The 17,513-nt window shown below is 67.1% G+C and carries 15 protein-coding genes; 9 read left to right on the top strand and 6 right to left on the bottom strand.

Annotated elements, in window-relative coordinates:
- Nucleotides 1-3 precede the first annotated feature (3 nt).
- Entirely contained in the window at nt 4-2,295 is a 2,292-nt protein-coding gene (locus tag PMI02_RS21765) for a TonB-dependent receptor (protein ID WP_007687025.1), read from the bottom strand.
- A 150-nt stretch (nt 2,296-2,445) separates the two neighbouring features.
- On the opposite strand from PMI02_RS21765, the gene PMI02_RS21760 reads away from it, so the two are divergent.
- Nucleotides 2,446-3,459, top strand: a complete 1,014-nt coding sequence (locus tag PMI02_RS21760) for an NADP-dependent oxidoreductase (protein ID WP_007687023.1) — start codon at nt 2,446-2,448, stop codon at nt 3,457-3,459.
- A gap of 66 nt (nt 3,460-3,525) precedes the next feature.
- Here PMI02_RS21760 and PMI02_RS21755 read toward each other — a convergent pair whose 3' ends face one another.
- Nucleotides 3,526-4,287: an SDR family NAD(P)-dependent oxidoreductase gene (locus PMI02_RS21755; protein WP_007687022.1), complete on the bottom strand. Its 762-nt coding sequence runs from the start codon at nt 4,285-4,287 to the stop codon at nt 3,526-3,528.
- A gap of 146 nt (nt 4,288-4,433) precedes the next feature.
- Between PMI02_RS21755 and PMI02_RS21750 the strand changes: the two genes are divergently transcribed.
- Entirely contained in the window at nt 4,434-5,240 is an 807-nt protein-coding gene (locus tag PMI02_RS21750) for an SDR family NAD(P)-dependent oxidoreductase (RefSeq protein WP_007687020.1), read from the top strand.
- Between the two features lie 226 nt (nt 5,241-5,466).
- On the opposite strand, the gene PMI02_RS21745 is transcribed toward PMI02_RS21750, so the two are convergent.
- Entirely contained in the window at nt 5,467-7,104 is a 1,638-nt protein-coding gene (locus PMI02_RS21745) for an AMP-binding protein (protein ID WP_007687018.1), read from the bottom strand.
- 154 nt (nt 7,105-7,258) lie between these two features.
- Here PMI02_RS21745 and PMI02_RS21740 point away from each other — a divergent pair, with 154 nt between their 5' ends.
- The 4 genes from PMI02_RS21740 to PMI02_RS21725 all read left to right on the top strand — a co-directional run bounded on the left by PMI02_RS21740 (nt 7,259) and on the right by PMI02_RS21725 (nt 10,134).
- Nucleotides 7,259-8,437 carry an aromatic ring-hydroxylating dioxygenase subunit alpha gene (locus PMI02_RS21740; protein ID WP_007687016.1) on the top strand — a complete coding sequence of 393 codons (1,179 nt, stop codon included), beginning with the start codon at nt 7,259-7,261 and terminating at the stop codon, nt 8,435-8,437.
- A 160-nt stretch (nt 8,438-8,597) separates the two neighbouring features.
- On the top strand, nt 8,598-9,392 hold the full coding sequence (locus tag PMI02_RS21735) for a sugar phosphate isomerase/epimerase (protein ID WP_007687013.1): 795 nt from the start codon (nt 8,598-8,600) through the stop codon (nt 9,390-9,392).
- Nucleotides 9,389-9,742, top strand: a complete 354-nt coding sequence (locus PMI02_RS21730) for an EthD domain-containing protein (protein ID WP_007687011.1) — start codon at nt 9,389-9,391, stop codon at nt 9,740-9,742. Before PMI02_RS21735 ends, PMI02_RS21730 begins: the two co-directional genes overlap by 4 nt.
- A 50-nt stretch (nt 9,743-9,792) precedes the next feature.
- Nucleotides 9,793-10,134: a hypothetical protein gene (locus PMI02_RS21725; protein ID WP_007687008.1), complete on the top strand. Its 342-nt coding sequence runs from the start codon at nt 9,793-9,795 to the stop codon at nt 10,132-10,134.
- A 3-nt stretch (nt 10,135-10,137) separates the two neighbouring features.
- On the opposite strand, the gene PMI02_RS21720 is transcribed toward PMI02_RS21725, so the two are convergent.
- Nucleotides 10,138-11,145, bottom strand: coding sequence for an NADP-dependent oxidoreductase (locus PMI02_RS21720; RefSeq protein ID WP_007687006.1), 1,008 nt, complete (start codon nt 11,143-11,145; stop codon nt 10,138-10,140).
- Between the two features lie 146 nt (nt 11,146-11,291).
- Between PMI02_RS21720 and PMI02_RS21715 the strand changes: the two genes are divergently transcribed.
- Nucleotides 11,292-13,766: a TonB-dependent receptor gene (locus tag PMI02_RS21715; RefSeq protein WP_007687004.1), complete on the top strand. Its 2,475-nt coding sequence runs from the start codon at nt 11,292-11,294 to the stop codon at nt 13,764-13,766.
- A 179-nt stretch (nt 13,767-13,945) separates the two neighbouring features.
- Nucleotides 13,946-15,997, top strand: coding sequence for a M13 family metallopeptidase (locus PMI02_RS21710; RefSeq protein ID WP_007687002.1), 2,052 nt, complete (start codon nt 13,946-13,948; stop codon nt 15,995-15,997).
- 46 nt (nt 15,998-16,043) lie between these two features.
- On the opposite strand, the gene PMI02_RS21705 is transcribed toward PMI02_RS21710, so the two are convergent.
- Together PMI02_RS21705 and PMI02_RS21700 are read right to left on the bottom strand one after the other, a co-directional pair.
- Nucleotides 16,044-16,472: a nuclear transport factor 2 family protein gene (locus PMI02_RS21705; protein ID WP_007687000.1), complete on the bottom strand. Its 429-nt coding sequence runs from the start codon at nt 16,470-16,472 to the stop codon at nt 16,044-16,046.
- A gap of 75 nt (nt 16,473-16,547) precedes the next feature.
- Nucleotides 16,548-16,898, bottom strand: a complete 351-nt coding sequence (locus tag PMI02_RS21700) for a Rieske (2Fe-2S) protein (RefSeq protein WP_007686999.1) — start codon at nt 16,896-16,898, stop codon at nt 16,548-16,550.
- A gap of 145 nt (nt 16,899-17,043) precedes the next feature.
- On the opposite strand from PMI02_RS21700, the gene PMI02_RS21695 reads away from it, so the two are divergent.
- Nucleotides 17,044-17,454, top strand: coding sequence for a nuclear transport factor 2 family protein (locus tag PMI02_RS21695; RefSeq protein WP_238539137.1), 411 nt, complete (start codon nt 17,044-17,046; stop codon nt 17,452-17,454).
- Nucleotides 17,455-17,513: the final 59 nt, after the last annotated feature.

Raw genomic sequence — 17,513 nt, 5'->3', positions numbered from 1 at the left:
TTCTCAGTACTTCACCCCCAGCGTCACGCCGTAGGTGCGCGGCTCGCGGCCGGTGCCGAAGGCGAACAGGCCGCCGACGGTGAATCCGTGGGTCGGCCCGCGGTCGTCGAGCAGGTTGCGGCCGAACAGGGTGACGTGCGCCTCGGTCCCCGCGAGGTCGAAGCGGGTGGTGAGGCTGGCATCGAGGAGGTTCTGCTCGTCGGTGCGCACGCGCGGGTCGTTGCCGGTGACGATGGCGGGACCGTTGGTGGTGTCGCCGGTCAGCCCGGCGATCGAGATCTGCTGGTCATAGCGCCCGATGTAGCGGTAGCCCACGTTGCCCACCATCTCGCCGAAGCTGGTCGGCAGCGTGTAGTTGGCGCTGAGCGAGGCGGTCATGTCCGGGTTGTAGATCAGGTCGTTGCCCGAGAAGTCGAACGGGATCACCGCGCCCGTCACCGGCGAGATGCCGCCGACCACGAAGCCCTTGAACTTGGAGTCCAGCAGGCCGAGCGCGCCGTTGATCGTCAGGCCCTTGGTGGGGCGCAGAGTGAAGTCGGCTTCGATGCCCTTGATCGTCGCCGAGCCGACGTTGGTGGTCACCGTCTCGTTCTGCGTGGCGCAGACCGAGCAGAACAGGTTCGTGTTCTGCTGCAGGTCCTTGTACTTCGAGATGAACCCGGCGAGGTTGAGCTGGAGCATCCCGCCCATCATGTCGAACTTGCCGCCCACTTCGTAGCTGTCGACCGTCTCGGGACCGTAGGCCTGGCTGGCGCTGGCGGGCGATCCGGCGCGCGGGGAGAAGCCGCCCGAACGGTAGCCGCGCGACCACGAGGCGTAGACCATGACGTCGTCGTTGGGCCGGTAGTCGACGCCGACCTTGGGCGTGAACTTCTTGAAGGTGTCCGAACCCTGGCCGATCAGGACGCCGCCGAAAGCGTTGCTGAGCGACTTCTTGTCGCGCGTGAAACGGCCGCCGAACGAGAGGCGGAACTTGTCCGCGAAGGCCCAGTTGAAGTCGCCGAAGAGCGCGACCGAGCGGGTCTTGCCTTCCACGTGCTGGGGGTTCTGGTCATAGTCGCGCGGGTCGATGTCGGGGCTGAACGCGAAGACGCGCGTCCACTGGTCGAGGTCGTAGTTCGAGCGGAAGTAATATCCGCCCACCACGTAGTCGAAGCTGGACCCGAAGTTGCCGGCGGCGCGCAGCTCCTGGCTGAACTGGTCGTAATTCTGGCCGCGATAGACGTAGTAGAGATCGGAGGAACTGGCGTCGAAGTCCTGGGTCTGGCCTTCCTTGGACTCGCGGTAGCCGGTGACCGAGGTCAGCTTCACCTCGCCCACGTCGAGGTTCATCTCCAACGTCACCGAGGGGGCGCTGTAGTGGCCGGAATTGGGCTGGCCGAACACGGTGTAGAGGTCGTCGGTGGTGTTGCGGTTGCACTGTTCGGGCGGCGCCAGGCCGCAGAACGCGTCGCCGGAATTGGTCAGCACGCCGAGCACCGGATCGAAGTCCTGCACCTGCTTCTCGACCGTCAGCAGCGCCTCGAAGGTATCGGTGGGCGTCGCGAGCAGGCTGGCGCCGAAGTTCTCGTTGTTCGACCCGCCACGCCGGCGTCCGTCCTGCGCCTGCCGGTACCAGCCGTCGGATTCGTTGTGGAAGTAAAAGCCCTTGAGCGCGAGGCTGTCGCCCAGCGGCACGTTGACGACGGCGCGCGTGGCGAGCGTGTCGAAGCGGCCGTAGGAGACCTCGGCCTTGACGCCCCACTTGCCGGTCGGGCGGGTGCGGCGGATGTTGATGACGCCGCCGATCGTGTTGCGGCCGAACAGCGTGCCCTGCGGTCCGCGAAGGACCTCGATCTGCTCGATGTCGAAGAAGTCGAAGAACTGCCCGGTGCTGGTGCCGATGAACACGCCGTCGACGACCACGCCCACGGTCGGCTCGGCGGACTTCTCGACGTCGGCGTACGTCAGGCCGCGGATCGAGAGGTTGGCCGCCGCCGCGCCCGAGGACTGGTTGGTGATGATGAGGTTGGGCGCGGTGCCCATGAGGTCGCCGATGTTCAGCGCGTTCTTGTCCTCGATCATCGCGGCGTTGACCGCGGTGATCGCGACCGGCGTTTCCTGCAGTGTTTCCGAGCGGCGGCGGGCCGAAACGATGATCTCGTTCGGATCGATGCTGGCAGTTTCAGTCGGCGCGGGCGCGGGTGCGGCCTCCTGCGCAAGTGCCGCCGTAGAAATACAGGTCAGCGAACTCGTAGCGAGCGCGAGCTTTACGAGCGTGCGGGGCCACGCGCCGCGAACATATGCGGATGCCATCAGTCTATCCTCCCATGCGGCCGTTGCTTTCCCGGCCGTCACTTCGCGTTCACTATGCATCGGTTTGGCGCGAGGCCTACCTGTCGAATTGCACAGGTGCATGGGCAGGGCTGAAGTTGGACCAGTCCGGCACAACAAGGAGACGATGCCATGGCCGAAAACCGGCGATTCCTGCTCGTGCGCAGGCCGGAAGGTTCACCCGTTCCGGACGATTTTGTTCTCGAGACGGAAGCCATCCCGGCCGTTCCCCCCGGCGGCATCGTGGTGCGCAACCATTACGCCTCGCTCGACCCGGCCCAGCGCGGGTGGATGGACGACGCGGAAAGCTACATGCCGCCGATCCCGCTCGGCGATCCGGTGCGCGCGACGACGGTCGGCGTGGTCCACGCCTCGGACAACCCGGACTTCGCGCCGGGACAATGGATCATGGGCCTCAATGCGCTGGAGGACTATTCCGTCGCCATGCCCGGCGGCTTCACCATGCCGATCGACATCGATGCCGTCGCCTCGCCCTCCAGCTACCTCTCGGCGCTGGGCGCAGTGGGGCTCACCGCCTACTTCGGGCTGACCGAAGTGGCGAAACCCCAGCCGGGCGAGACGCTGCTGGTGTCGGGCGCGGCGGGCGCGGTCGGCTCCGCCGTGGGCCAGATCGGCAAGATCATGGGCTGCCGCGTCGTCGGCATCGCGGGCGGCGCGGACAAGTGCCGCCGCCTGATCGAGGACTACCACTTCGACGCCGCGATCGACTACAAGGACAAGGACCACGACGCCCTCGTCGCCGCCATCGCCGAGGCCGCGCCGGACGGCGTCGATGTCGTGTTCGAGAATGTCGGCGGCCCGGTGCTGGAGGCGGAGGTCTTCACCCTGGCGCGTCATGCCCGCATCGTCCTGTGCGGGCTCATCGCCGAATACAACAGCCCGGAAAAGCTGGGTCTCAGGAACCTCTGGCAGATCCTGGCGCGCCGCGCGACGATCCACGGCTTCCTCATCGCCGACTACGCGGACCGCTTCGCCGAGGGCGGCGCGCAGATGGCGCAGTGGCTGGCCGAGGGCAGGCTGCGCGCCGACGAGGACGTGCAGCACGGCCTCGAAAACGCCTACCCCGCCTTCATGCGCCTGTTCTCGGGCGCGAACACCGGCAAGCTGGTCCTGAAGATCGCGTGAGCCATAAAAAAGCGGCGGGCTTTGGAAAAGGCCCGCCGCAATGATCCTTCCGGAGGGGAGGGAAACTCAGAACTGGGTGCGCTTGGTGTACCCGTTGTCGACCACGATGTTCGCGCCGGTCATGGCCTTGCAGGTGGGCGAGACGACGAAAGCGATGGCCTTGGCCAGTTCCTCACCCGTGGTGAAACGGCCCGAGGGCATGTTCGCCAGCGTCGCCTTGTAGAAGTCGGGCGCAACGGTTTCGAGCGTGGCCCAGGGGCCGTCCTCGGTCAGTACGGGGCCGGGGGTGAAGCAGTTGACGCGGATGCCGTCCACGGCGAGCGCCTGCGACAGCGCCGAGGCATAGTTCATCACCGCTGCCTTGAGCGCGTTGTAGGGCTGGACGCCCATGAATTCCTCGACCGCGCCGGACGAACTGATGCACACGATCGAGCCATTGTCCGACTTGGCGAGATAAGGCCGCACGGCAGCGATGCCGCGGCGCATCGGCAGGATGTCCGCCTGCATGACCGCGTCCCACGCCGCGTCGGTATCCTCGCCGAGGTTGGTCGAGGTGAAGCTGATGAAGATGTCGGCGCCGCCGAGCGCTTCGGCCGCCTTGTCCACGAACGCCGGGACCGCATCCACCTCGGTCACGTCGAGCGCCGCGCCGTAGGTCTTGACGCCCGCGCCGGCGATTTCGGACAGCACGTTGTCGACCTTGTCCTGCGAGCGGCCGCAGATGGCGATGTCGCAGCCTTCCTGCGACAGCACGTGCGCGACGACGCGGCCGATGCCGCCGTTCGCGCCCACGAGGATGGCCTTGAGGCCTTTCAGTCCGAGATCCATGTCTATGCGCTCCTCTGCCACGCGCCTGTTTCTTGATGACGGGGTGTCCACGCTTGGGCGCGTCGTGGCCACTATTAGTTTGGTCAGGAATGGTCGCGCCCCCGGCGTGCTAGCCAGCGCACCAACAACCGAGAGGAGATGGTGCCATGGGACGGCTTGACGGAAAACGCGCGGTGATCCTGGGCGCCAGCAGCCCCGACAACATGGGCCAGACCATCGCCCGCCGCCTCATGGCCGAGGGTGCCCAGGTGCTCGTCTCGGGCCGCAAGGAAAGCGTGCTCGCCGATTTTGCTGCGCAGCATGACTGCGCCTGGGCACCCTGCGACCTCACCGACAAGGGCAGTGTGGACCGCTTCGCCGACGCGGCGGCGGACGCGCTCGGCGGCATCGACATCGCCGTCAACGCCACCGGCTGGGGGCTGCTCAAAGGCTTCCTCGAGACCACTGCCGAAGAACTCATGGCGATGACCATGCTGCAGTACGTCGGGCCCTTCCACTTCTACCAGGCGATGGTGCGCAAGATGTCCCGCGGCCTTGGCGGGCGCGGCGGCTCGATCATCCAGATCAGCTCCGCGACGGCGACGATCATGCTCAACGACCACGCCGCCTACATGGGCACCAAGGCCGGCGCCGACCACGTCATCCGCTGCGTCGCGCACGAGTTCGGGGCCGAGGGCATCCGCGCCAACTCGATCTCGCCCGGCCTCACCGACACGCCGATGACCTCCGACGCCAAGCAGGTCCCCGGCCTGTTCGACGCGTTCCTGTCGGGCTATCCGCTAGGCCGCATCGGCACTTCGGACGACATCGCCGCCGCCGTCGTCTGGCTGGGCAGCGACGAATGCTTCATGACCGGCGAGAACCTGCAGGTGAACGGCGGCTTGACCCTGCGGCGCAATCCCATGAAGTCCGAGATCGACGCCGCCGTCGCGGCTGCTATGGGCGGGGCCTAGAGTTCAGCTTCCTGGGGAGGAAGGGCCGGCGGCGGCTGCCTGAGGGCGCCGCCGCCGATTCCGTTTCGGCCAGGAATATCATTCGTCGTCCCCGCGAAGGCGGGGACCGCTGGCAGGGTCGCACGACCTTTAGCCTGGGCGCCCGCTGGCGGTTGGCTGTCGGAGAGCTGTTGCCTGAAGAGTTCCCAGCGGTCCCAGCTTCCGCTGGGACGACGGGCTGTCGACATTAAACCCCCACCAGCCCCTTCACATCCGCCCTCAACATATCCTTGCGAACCTTGCCCGAGGCGGTCCGGGGCAAGTCCTCGCGAAATTCGAAGCGTTCGGGGATCTTCTGCTTCGCCAGGCCGCTCCCCGCGACATGCGCGGCTAGGTCGATCGCGCTGGGCGCTTCCCCCTCGGCGATGACGTAAGCGCAGACCCCCTCGCCCAGCCGCTCGTGCGGCATGGCGACGACGGCCGCCTCGCGCACCTGCGGGTGGAGGTGCAGCACGTCCTCGATCTCCTTGGCGGATATGTTCTCGCCGCCGCGGATGATGAGGTCCTTCTTGCGGCCGGTGATGGTCAGCGCGCCATCGTTGGTGCGCACGCCGAGGTCGCCGGTGCGGAAATAGCCGTCCGTGGTGATCGCCTCGCGCGTCTGCGCCTCGTCGGCGTAGCCCAGCATCATGCCCGGCCCGCGTGCGAGGATCTCGCCTTCGAGCCCGTTCGGCAGGTCGTGGTCCTCGTGATCGACGACGCGGATGTCGTAGTCGACGATGGCGCCGTCGGTGGTCGCCGCCAGCCGCTCGACATTGGGCCAGCCGAACGTCACCAGCGGCACTTCCGAAGCGCCGAAGACGCGGAAGGCGCGGCAATGGTCGAACGCAGCATTGGCGGCGGGGATGAGGTCCGCCGGGACCGCCGCGCCGCCGCAGGCGAAGAAGCGGAAACTCGGGAGACGGTTACCGCTTTCGCGTGCGGCAGCGGCCAGCTCGACGAGGAACGGCGTCGCCGCCACCGTGCCGACCGCCTGGTGCCGGTCGATCAGCGCCAGCGCCTCGGCCGCGTTCCAGCTTTCCATCAGCACCGTACGGGTGCCGCAGAGGAACGGTGCCTCCAGCCCGTTGGCATAACCCGAGACATGCGTGACGGGCGAGGGCATCAGCGTCGCCTCGCCCGGCGTCAGGCCCCAGTAGGCGCCGCTTTCGCGCAGGATGCGGGCGATCGAGACGTGGCTGTGCAGCACGCCCTTGGGCTTGCCCGTGGTGCCGGAGGTGTAGAGCACCATCTTGACGCCCAGCGGATCGACCCTGGGCCGCGCGAAGGAGAGCCCGCGCCCTTCCTCGACCAGCGCGGCGAAATCGTCCGGGCCCTCGCCGCGAACGGTGAACACGAAATCGAGGTCCGGCAGCGATCCCGCCAGCCGCGCGGCCATCGCCGCATAATCGAACTTGCGGAAGGCGGAGGGCACGAAGACCGCCCTCGCCCCGCAGTCGGCCAGCATCAGCGAGACCTCGTGGTCGCGGTAGATCGGCACGATCGGATTGACGACGAAACCCGACATCGCGGCGGCCAGGTTGATGACCATCGCCTCGCGCCAGTTGGGCACCTGGAACGCGATCACGTCGCCGGGGCGCAGGCCGCGCGCGTGAAGTGCCGCGCTCAGCGCCTCGGCATCGGCGACGACCTCGCCCCGCGTGACCTCGGTGTCGCCCTCGATGAGCACGACGAAGCCGGGGGCGGCCTCGGCCAGCGCGGTGGCCTGCTCGGCGATCGTGCGCTCGTCCCACAGGCCGGTGCCCGCATAGGCAGCCAGATGCGGCGGCAGGTGTGCCGGTTCGTGTTCAAGCCATGCCCACTTGGGGCTTTTCCTCTCCGTCATGCGCCCATGAGTGCTCCTGCGGGGGGGCTTCGCCAACTGGTCAAAATGCCAATCGGGCCGAAACGAGACGGTTTCGCCTATCACCTTGCGCAGGTTGCCGCCACGCCTGCACTGGATCAGGATCGCCGCACAATAATTTGCCGGGAGATGGCGTGTGGAACGCGTGAAGCGCATTGGCGACGTGGCCGAGATCATGCTCGACTACGTGGAGAACAAGAAGACCTACCAGACCGACAAGCCGCTCAAGGTCCCCACCAGCAGTTACACCGACAAGGACCAGTTCAAGGCCGAGATGGAGCTGGTGTTCAAGCGCGTGCCGCTGATGCTCGCCTTCACCGCCGAGCTGCCGAACCCCGGCGACTACAAGGCGATGGACGCGGTCGGCTCGCCGGTGCTCATCAACCGCGACAAGGCCGGCAAGGTCCGCGCCTTCCTCAACGTGTGCTCGCACCGCGGCGCGCCGGTCGCGCCCGATGGCACCGGCAACTGCTCGCGCTTCACGTGCAAGTACCATTCGTGGACCTACGGCGCCGACGGCAAGCTGATCGGCATCTCCGAGCCCGGCACCTTCGGCGATGTCGACAAGAGCCGCATGGGCCTGCGCGAACTGCCCTGCGAGGAGCGCGGCGGCATGATCTTCGCATGCCTGACGCCCGACGCACCGATCAACCTCGACACCTATTTCGACGGTTTCCTGGAAGATTTCGAAGCGCTCGACTTCGCCAACTGGACCTACCTCGGCAACCGGACGATCGAGGGCGCGAACTGGAAGATCGCCTTTGACGGCTACCTCGAAGGCTATCACTTCAAGTCGCTCCACCCCGAGACGATCTTCCCGCGCACGCCGTCGAACTGCACGCACTACGAAGGCTTCGGGCCGAACATCCGCATCGGCTTCCCGCAGCACACCATCGCCGAGCAGCTCAAGGACGTGCCCCGCGAGGAGTGGGGCAACCGCGAGAACTACGGCTACGACTTCGTGCGCATCTTCTTCCCCAACGTCTCGATCTTCATCGCGCCCGAGATCACGCAGGTCGCCCAGCTGTTCCCCGGGCCCACGCCCGACCGCAACCGCACCGTGCTCAACTACCTGCGCCGCAATCCCGTGAAGGACGAGGCCGACCGCGAGGCGGCGGAAGCGGCGATGAACTTCTTCCGCGATGTTACTTACGAGGAGGATTACGTCATCGGTCTCGAGATCCAGCGCGGCCTCGAATCCGGCGCGCACGACGAGCTGACCTTCGGCAAGAACGAGCGCGGCAACCAGTACTTCCACGAATGGCTGAACTGGTATCTGGGCGACGACGCCTCGCTGCCGCAGCCGGTGATGTAGGCGGCGGCGATGAAGTAATGCGATAAGTCCGTCGTCCCAGCGAAGGCTGGGACCGCTCGCCGCGTCCGCGCGGGCTGTCGGACCGGCATTGCCTCAAGAGTACCCGGCGGTCCCAGCCTTCGCTGGGACAAGGGGCTGCTGCGAACGGCTGGGAGAGGCCATGAAACACAAGTTGTCCCTTGCCTCCGGCGTCCTGCCGGAGTTCGGCGCCGTCGACGTCATCGAGGCGGGCGGCGCCGCCGGTTACGACGCGGTCGGGCTCTGGGTCGATCCGCTCGAATGGACCGCGCAGCATACGCGCGACGCACGCGCAGCATTGGCGGCGTGCGGCCTGCCGGTGCTCGATGTCGAGGTGGTGTGGATCAGGCCGGACACGCGCCTCGACGATCACCGCAAGGTGCTCGACGTGGGCGCGGAGCTGGGCGCGGCCAACGTGCTCTGCGTCTCCTCCCACCCCGACGAGGGTGAGACGGTGGCGCAGCTCGCCGCACTGTGCCGCCATGCCGAGGGTTCGGGGATGCGCGTGGCGCTGGAGTTCGGCATCTTCACCAAAGTGAAGAACCTGGCGCAGGCGCTCGGCGTTCTCGACCGCGTGGGCCACCCGTTGCGCGCCGTGCTGGTCGATCCGATCCATGTCGACCGCTCCGGCACCACCGTCGCGGAGATCGCCGCGATCGACCCGGCCCTGCTCCCCTACGCCCAGTTCTGCGACGCACGGGGCGTGAGGCCCGACCCGGCGGACTTCGACGCGGTCATCACCGACGCCATCGACCTGCGCGAGCAGGCGGGCGAAGGCGTGCTGCCGCTCGCCGCGATGCTGCAGGCGCTGCCGGCCGATATCCCGCTGTCGATCGAACTGCGCTCGGCGGCATTGCGCGAGGCGTTCGCGCATCCGGCGCTGCGGGCCAAGGCGGTGCTCGATGCGACGCGCCTGTGGATGGAGCAGCTGGCGTGACGGTCACCGTCATCACCCTGCTCAAGCGCCGCCAGGGCATGAGCCCGCAGGACTTTCGCGCCTACTACGAAGGCAACCACCGAAAGATAGGCGAAGCGGTCCTGTCCGGCTACGCCACGCGCTACGTCCGCCGCTACCTGACGCCGATGGACGGCATCGACGAGCCCTTCGACTTCGACGTCGTGATGGAGATCGACTTCCCCGACGAGCCCACCCGCGACGCCTGCTTCGCCGCACTCGGCGATCCGCAGACGCTCGCCATGATCGTCGAGGATGAGGAAAAGCTGTTCGACCGCAGCCGGATCAGGACCTTCACCGTGACGGAGAGCGCATCGGTCATGGCGCGGTAAGCCCGTACCCGCGCTTGCTTACCACCCCTTGCAGGTCTACGGCTCGCCGCATGGCCAAAGCCGATCGTCTTGAACGCCTCGATGCGCGCCGCGCCGACCTCGAAGCCGAGTATGCCGAGGCGCTGGTCGCGGCGCTGCGCGTAACCGCCGCCGGCAAGTGGGGCCTGTTCGGCCACAATGCCGACAAGGTATCCCGCGCCGCCGCCGCACCCGTGATCGAGAACCTCGTGGAACTCGGCGAAGCCATCGACACGATGCGCGAGACGCTGTTCCTGGAGCCGTTCGAACTCCACCGCGAATTCCTCGCCTCGCGCGGGCCGGTGGACTCGCAGTCGGTGGGCGAGCCCAAGCAGGCACAGGCCTGGCTCGACCGGCTGACCAGAGCGGCCTGACTCTCAGAGCCTGACCACCACCTTGCCAATGTTCTTGCCGGTGAGCATCCGCTCGTAGGCGGTCAGCACGTTTTCCAGCCCCTGCGTTTCGTCGAAGCGGACCGATAGTTTTCCGGCATCCAGCCACTCGCGCAGCTGCGGCATGAACTCCGCGCCGCGTTCGAGGAAGTCGGGGATGAAGAACCCCTCGATCCGCAGGCGCCGCATCAGCACCTGGTCGAACTGCGCGGGGCCGGGCATGGGCGCGTCGCTGTCGTAGCCCGCGACCATGCCGCAGACCGCGACGCGGCCGTAGTGTGCCATGTTGCCCAGCACCGCGTCGAGGATGGGCCCGCCGACGTTGTCGAAGAAGGCGTTCACTCCTCCCGGCACTTCCGATAGCCGCCCCGCGACGTCCTCGCCGCGGTAGTCGATGGCCATGTCGACGCCGAGTTCGTCGACCAGGAAACGACACTTCTCCGCGCCCCCGGCAATGCCGACGACCTTCGCGCCGAGGTTCTTGCCGACCTGGCAGGCGAGGCTCCCGGTCGCTCCGGCGGCGGCCGAGACCACCAGCCATTCCCCCGCCTTCACCGCCGCCACTTCCTTGACGCCGACGTAGGCCGTCCACGCATTCATGCCGAGCGCGCCGAAATGCTGGCGGGGGTCGGCGACCGTTTCGTCCACAACCTCCAGCCCGGTGAGCGCGGGCACCACCGTCGCCGCGTCCGCCCACTGGCCGAAACCGCGCACCAGCGCGCCCTCGGGATAGGCGGGATCGGCGCTGGCGATCACGCGGCCGAGCACGAGGCCCACCATCTTGGAGCCGAGCGGCAGCGGCGGCTGGTAGCCGTCGGTGCGCGGGCTCATCCACATGCGCGTGCCCGCGTCCATCGACAGCCACTCGACCGCGATGCGCACCTCGCCCTCCGAAAGCGCCGCGCACTGCTCCTCGTGCAGGCTCAGCGACTGGGCGAAGTCGGTATTTCCCTCGGGGTGGCGGTCAAGACGCCAGAAACGACAAAGGCTCAATTCAGGTCTCCTCGCGGGGACCCTTGCTCGGCCCGGTGCCTTCGCAACCTGTCCAAACGGATAGGGCTATCCGTTTGCACAGGGCTCCCTGGGCCCGTCCCCCGGCTAAGCAGAACAAAAGAACGATTACATGGGAGGTTTCTGAAATGCGAATCCACAAGTCCGTCCTGCTTGCCTCCACGGTGCTCGCCGCAAGTGCGACACCGGCGCTGGCGCAGGAAGCGCAGGACGCCGCCCCGCAGGAGACGGTCCAGGCCGGCGGCCTCAACGACATCATCGTGACCGCGCGCAAACGGCAGGAAACCGTGCAGGACGTGCCGGTCGCCGTCACCGCCATCTCCGCCGAGCAGATCGCCACCCGCGACATCACCAGCGTCGAGAAGATCACCGCGATCGCCCCGCAGTTCAGCGTCGGCCGCGCCTCGAACGGCTCGGGCGCGCAGCTCACCCTGCGCGGGATCGGCTCGTCCTCGACCTCGATCGGCATCGAGCAGTCGGTCGCCGTCGTCGTCGACGGCGCGTATTACGGCCAGGGCCGCGTCATCCAGGAAGGCTTCTTCGACCTCGCCCGCGTCGAGGTCCTGAAGGGCCCGCAGGCGCTGTTCTTCGGCAAGAACGCGACGGCCGGCGTGATCTCGATCACCACCGCCGACCCGACCTCGACGCCCGAGTTCATGATCAAGGGCGGCTACGAGTTCAAGAGCCAGCAGTACCGCGCCGAAGGCTACGCCTCGATGCCGCTGACCGACACCCTCGGCATCCGCCTCGCCGCGCGCTACACCAAGATGGACGGCGGCTACTACCGCAACATCGCCGACCCCGTGACCTACACCGAGATCGATTCCGCCAGCATCCTGGCGGGCGGCACCGGCAACCCGACCTCGCATACCGCCACCCCGGCCGACCGCAAGGCGCCGGGCGAAGAAGAGTTCCTCGCCCGCGCCACGCTCAAGTGGGAGCCGACCGACCGCCTGACCGTGAGCCTCAAGGGCACCATGGACATCAGCACGGTCAACAACTCCTCGTGGAACTACGTCGCCTTCCGCTGCGGCAACGGCTCCACCTCGCAGCTCAACGGTTACCCTTGCGAGAAGGACTTCGTCAGCCACCAGAACAACATGCCCGCCGACATCGCGGCGAACTACCCCTACGCCAAGAGCGACGGATCGCTGTACAACAAGTACCGTTCGGCCGGCGGCACGCTCAACGTGACCTACGATGCCGACCTGCTGCAGGTCTCGTCGGTCACCAACTACCAGTGGAACAAAAACCGCTGGGCCTGCGCCTGCGACTTCCAATCGAGCAACAGCGGCACTGGCCCCGGCAGCACCTGGGCGACCGAGAACTCGTCGTGGGAGGCGTTCAGCCAGGAACTGCGCGCGCTGACCCAGTTCGACGGGCCATTCAACATGATGCTGGGCATGCTCTACCAGAAGACGCAGCGTGACTTCGACCAGTTCGTGCTGACCGGCGGCGTCTCCAACTCCGCCGCGCCGGAGGGCTACGAATACGTGACCTCGGCCAAGAACAGCTTCACCAAGGGCGAGACGATGGCCGTGTTCGGGCAGCTCACCTACAAGATCCTGCCCGAACTGGAACTGGCGGGGGGCGTGCGCTACTCGGACGAGACGAAGAACAGCTTCTTCACCCAGCCCTACAACAACCCGCTGCTCACCGGCGTCTTCCGCGACCAGAACGATCCCGACGGCCTCGGCGAAGTGACTGCCCGCCAGCACTTCCGCAACTGGTCGCCCGAAGCGACGCTGACCTGGAAGCCGACCAGCGACCTCATGGTCTACGGTGCCTACAAGACGGCCTACAAGTCGGGCGGGTTCTCCAACGGCGGCATCAACTCCAAGCTGTCGAACGACCCCAGCGCCGACCTCACCTTCGATCCCGAGAAGGCCGAAGGCTTCGAGATCGGCTTCAAGTCCACCCTGCTGTCGAACCAGCTGCGTTTCAACGTGACCGCGTTCAACTACAAGTACAGCAACCTGCAGGTCGACTTCTTCAACTCGCCGATCTTCGCCTTCCAGACCCTGACGGCGGACGCGCGCACCAAGGGCGTCGAGGTGGAGTGGCAGTTCGCGCCGAACGGCGTGCCCGGACTCGATATCCATGGTTCGATCAACTTCGACAAGGCGCGCTACACCGACTTCCCGCTGGCGCCGTGCTACGCCGGGCAGACCCCGGCAGAGGGCTGCAACCTCTCCGGCAATTCGCGCCAGGACCTTGGCGGCACCGAGCTTTCGGTTGCGCCGGAGTGGACGGGCAATCTCGGCATCAACTACGAGGTCGCGATCGGCTCGGCCAACAAGCTGGGGCTGAACGTCGACAGCAAGTATTCGGGCAGCTACCTCGCCTCGGGCTTCGGCAACCCGCTTTCGCGCCAAGGGAAATACGTGACCCTCGACGCGGGCGTGCGCTTCGGCGCCGAGGACGACAACTGGCAGGTCGCGCTTATCGGCAAGAACCTGACCAACCAGTTCTACGTCACCGGCGTGGTCGACGGTCCCTCGACCGGCAGCGGCACCGGCACTCCCGCGGGCGTCAAGGCCGACCAGCTCGGCTTCGGCACCCTGCCCCGCACCGTCATGGTGGAAGTCACCAAGAAGTTCTGAGCCGTCCCCAGGTCGGAAATTCCAGAGGCGGGGCCGCGAGGCTCCGCCTCTTTTGTTGCGCCGGTACGCAATTTAATCGCCGCGCCCGGTTGGCCCGGCGAGCGCCAGCGGCTAGGCCGTGGGCCATGAACCCGGCGGGGGCTCCCGAGCGTTGCCTACCCGCTGCAAAAGGATTGCCCATGAAAGCCACGCGCCTGCTGACCGCCCTGCTGCTCACCGCAGCCGTCCCGCTTCCCGCCTTCGCCGCCGAGCCCGCCGCCACCGGCATCGACGAAACCGCGATGGACACCAAGGTGAAGCCCGGCGACGAGTTCTATCTCTACGCCAACGGAGCCTGGCTGGCGAAGGCCGAGATCCCCGCCGACCGCAGCCGCATCGGCTCTCACACGGTCGCCGCCGACGAGACCGAGCGCCAGCAGATGGCCCTCGTCGAGAAGATCCTCGCCTCTACGCCCGCCGCCGGCAGCGACGCAGCCCGCCTGCGCGACTACTGGCGTGCCTACATGGACACCGCCGCGATCGACAGGGCCGGCATCGCCCCGCTCAAGGGCGACCTCGCGAAGTACAAGGCGATCAAGAACAAGGCCGCCCTCGTGCGCGTCCTGGGCGAGCAGACCGAGAGCGACCTCGACCTATTCAACAACAACAACGACATGGCCACCGAGAACCTCTTCGGGCTTTTCATCACCAAGGCGCTCAAGAGCGACGAGGTCGTGCCCTACATCTACCAAGGCGGCATCGCCCTGCCGGACCGGGAATACTACGTCTCCACCGAGGCGCGGATGGTCACCGTGCGCGGCCAGTACAAGACGTACATCGCCGACCTGCTGCGCCTCGCCGGGATCGACCAGCCCGAAGTCCGCGCGGCGCGCATCCTCCACCTCGAGACGAAGATCGCGCAGGCCCATCCCAGCAAGGCCGAAGTCGCCGACTTCGCCAAGGGCGCCACGCTCTGGACCCGCGCCGACTTCGCCAGAAACGCACCCGGCATGAACTGGGACGCCTACTTCGCCGCCGCGCGCATGCCGGGCCAGCAGACCTTCGATGCCTACAGCCCATCCGCCATCACCGGTCTTGCCGCGCTCGTCGCCTCTGAGCCGCTGGACGCCTGGAAGGACTGGCTCGCCTTCCACCGCATCAACGCGAACACCGACGTGCTGCCGACCAAGTTCGACGCGCTGAACTTCGCCTTCTTCGACACGACGCTTTCCGGCACCCCGCAGCAGCGGACCCGCGAGAAGCGCGCGCTCGCCTCGATCAATACCGATCTCGGCGGCGCTTTCGGCAAGCTCTACGTCGAAACCTACTTCCCGCCCGCCGCCAAGGCGCAGGTCGAGGAGATGGCCACCCACATCAAGCACGCCTTCGCCGCCCGCGTCGATGCGCTCGACTGGATGTCCCCCGCCACGCGCAAGGAAGCGCGCGCCAAGCTCGACGGCATGGTGGTGAGCGTAGGCTATCCCGACCAGTGGCTCGACTATTCGATGGTCACGATCCGGCCGGGCCAGGCCTACGCCAACCGCATGGCCGCGATCCGGGGCAAGACGCTCCAGCAGCTCGCCAAGCTGGGCAAGCCGCAGGACCGCGGCGAATGGTGGATGAACCCGCAGCTCGTCAACGCGGTGAACCTGCCGGTGCAGAACGCCCTGAACTTCCCCGCCGCGATCCTGCAGAAGCCCTTCTTCGATCCCGCCGCGGACCTCGCCAGCAACTACGGCGCGATCGGCGCGGTGATCGGCCACGAGATCAGCCACAGCTTCGATTCCAGCGGCGCCGCCGTCGACGGCCAGGGCACCTTGCGCAACTGGTGGACCGCCGAGGACCTCGCTCACTTCGATACCCAGAGCCAGGCCCTCGTCGCGCAGTACGACGCCTACACCCCCTTCCCCGACCTGCACCTCAACGGTGAACTGGAACTGGGCGAGAACGGCGCCGACGTCGCGGGCCTCGCCGCCGCCTACGATGCCTACCGCGAAGCGCTCGGCGGCAAGGAGCTTCCGGTGATCGACGGCCTGACCGGCGACCAGCGCTTCTTCATCGCCTACGCGCAGAGCTGGGCCAGCAAGCAGCGCGACGGCGCCCTGCGCCGACAGGTCATCGGCAATGCCCACGCCCCCGGCCAGTACCGCGCTTTGACGGTGCGCAACGTCGATGCCTGGTACAAGGCGTTCGGCATCAAGCCGGGCGACGCGCTCTACCTGCCCCCCGAAAAGCGCGTTCGCCTCTGGTGATCGGGGTTTATCCGTCGTCCCCGGCCAGACCGGGGACGACGATATCTCACACGCCTCGCGGTGCGTGTTGCCGGTGGATGTTGCGGAACGAGCGGCTGGCGAAATACCACCGCCCCTCGACCTTGACGCAGGTATCCTCGTAAACCCCGCGATCGCGCATCGTCACGCCGTCGTGGTCGTAGACCTCCGAGGTATAGCTGCGCATCACAGCGCGGTCGCCGTCGACCTCGATCGCCCCGGGCCAGGCCTCGAACATGATGCCGGGATAGGCCTTCATCGCCTCGATCCACATCGCGACGATCGCCTCGCGGCCCTTGGTGGTGCCGATCTCGGGATAGTCGGGCATCGACCATTCGGCGTCCTGCGCCCAGGTCGCGCCCCAATCCTGCGCATCGCGGCGCGTCACCGCGTCGGCGTAAGTCTCGAGCAGTTCGCGAATGGCAAGGCGGTCCTCGAACGGGCCGGTGAAAGGCATGGCATTCTCCCAGTTGTTATCGGCGCGATGCTAGAGCCTGCGCGGACCACTGGAACCTATGCCTTGTGGCAGGCGTCAGACGCCCACCGGCCGCTCGTCCGGCCCCGGCGTCACGTCGGGCACGGCGACCTCGATCATCCCGTTCTCGATCCGCAGCGGAAACACCCGAAGATCGGCATAGGCGCCGCCGATGCACCGCCCCGTCGCCGCCTCGAACCGCGCACCGTGGAGCGGGCACATGATCGCCCCGCGCCTCACCCGTCCCGGCGACAGCAATGCAGCCTGGTGCGTGCAGCGGTCGTTGACCGCGCGGAAGCCCTCGTCAGTCCTGACCACGAGCACGCTCCATCCTGCGAGGCGCGCGGCGATCTTGCCCTCCTCGGGAAACGCGCTCTCGGCGACCAGCGCATGATAGGTCTCACTCATCGTCGTACTCATCTCAGATATGCACCCGCGTCCCGATGCCTGCCTCTTAACCGCATGCGGCGGGCCGGGAGGCTGGTCTAAACGCTAGGTTTGCTTGGGGCGGCGCTGTCGCCAGACTACCGCCCAAACAGACGGAGCAGGATCGATGAGCATGACCCCCGAAGAGATGACCGATTTCGTCGACCGCCTGTACGGCGCCTGCGGCGTGGGCGATTGGGAAACGGCGGAAAGCATGCTCACCGACGACTTCGTCGCCTACGAATCCAACGCCATGCCCATGGCAGGCGAGTACCGCGGCAAGGGCGGCCTGAAGGCGCTGTTCTCGGTCGCGATGGGCATGGTCGACGTCGCCGCCCTGGACCGCACCGACCTCGCGCTCGGCCAGGACCGCGCGATCGCCGTGCTGACCATGCGCTTCGCCGATCCGGATCTGGCCCCGGCGGAACTGTGCGAGATGTTCACCTTCCGCGACGGCCTGTGCTGCGAGATCAAGCCGTACTACTACGAGCCCTCTGTATTCCACGCGGCTGCGGCGGCAAAGGCGGCGATGGCCTGACGGCGACCGCTGCGTCCTTCTGGGGCCACCTTCACGGGCAGCCTGAACGCGTTTTACCC

This window comes from Novosphingobium sp. AP12, assembly GCF_000281975.1.
Lineage (GTDB): Bacteria > Pseudomonadota > Alphaproteobacteria > Sphingomonadales > Sphingomonadaceae > Novosphingobium.
The sequence above is the reverse complement of the archived record's forward strand: the minus strand, read 5'-3'. Positions and strand labels throughout refer to the sequence as shown.

Coding starts and splice junctions, on each gene's coding strand:
- PMI02_RS21765 (WP_007687025.1), bottom strand. CDS start 2,295: ATGGCATCCGCATATGTTCGCGGCGCGTGGCCCCGCACGCTCGTAAAG.
- PMI02_RS21760 (WP_007687023.1), top strand. CDS start 2,446: ATGGCCGAAAACCGGCGATTCCTGCTCGTGCGCAGGCCGGAAGGTTCA.
- PMI02_RS21755 (WP_007687022.1), bottom strand. CDS start 4,287: ATGGATCTCGGACTGAAAGGCCTCAAGGCCATCCTCGTGGGCGCGAAC.
- PMI02_RS21750 (WP_007687020.1), top strand. CDS start 4,434: ATGGGACGGCTTGACGGAAAACGCGCGGTGATCCTGGGCGCCAGCAGC.
- PMI02_RS21745 (WP_007687018.1), bottom strand. CDS start 7,104: ATGACGGAGAGGAAAAGCCCCAAGTGGGCATGGCTTGAACACGAACCG.
- PMI02_RS21735 (WP_007687013.1), top strand. CDS start 8,598: ATGAAACACAAGTTGTCCCTTGCCTCCGGCGTCCTGCCGGAGTTCGGC.
- PMI02_RS21725 (WP_007687008.1), top strand. CDS start 9,793: ATGGCCAAAGCCGATCGTCTTGAACGCCTCGATGCGCGCCGCGCCGAC.
- PMI02_RS21715 (WP_007687004.1), top strand. CDS start 11,292: ATGCGAATCCACAAGTCCGTCCTGCTTGCCTCCACGGTGCTCGCCGCA.
- PMI02_RS21710 (WP_007687002.1), top strand. CDS start 13,946: ATGAAAGCCACGCGCCTGCTGACCGCCCTGCTGCTCACCGCAGCCGTC.
- PMI02_RS21705 (WP_007687000.1), bottom strand. CDS start 16,472: ATGCCTTTCACCGGCCCGTTCGAGGACCGCCTTGCCATTCGCGAACTG.
- PMI02_RS21700 (WP_007686999.1), bottom strand. CDS start 16,898: ATGAGTGAGACCTATCATGCGCTGGTCGCCGAGAGCGCGTTTCCCGAG.
- PMI02_RS21695 (WP_238539137.1), top strand. CDS start 17,044: ATGAGCATGACCCCCGAAGAGATGACCGATTTCGTCGACCGCCTGTAC.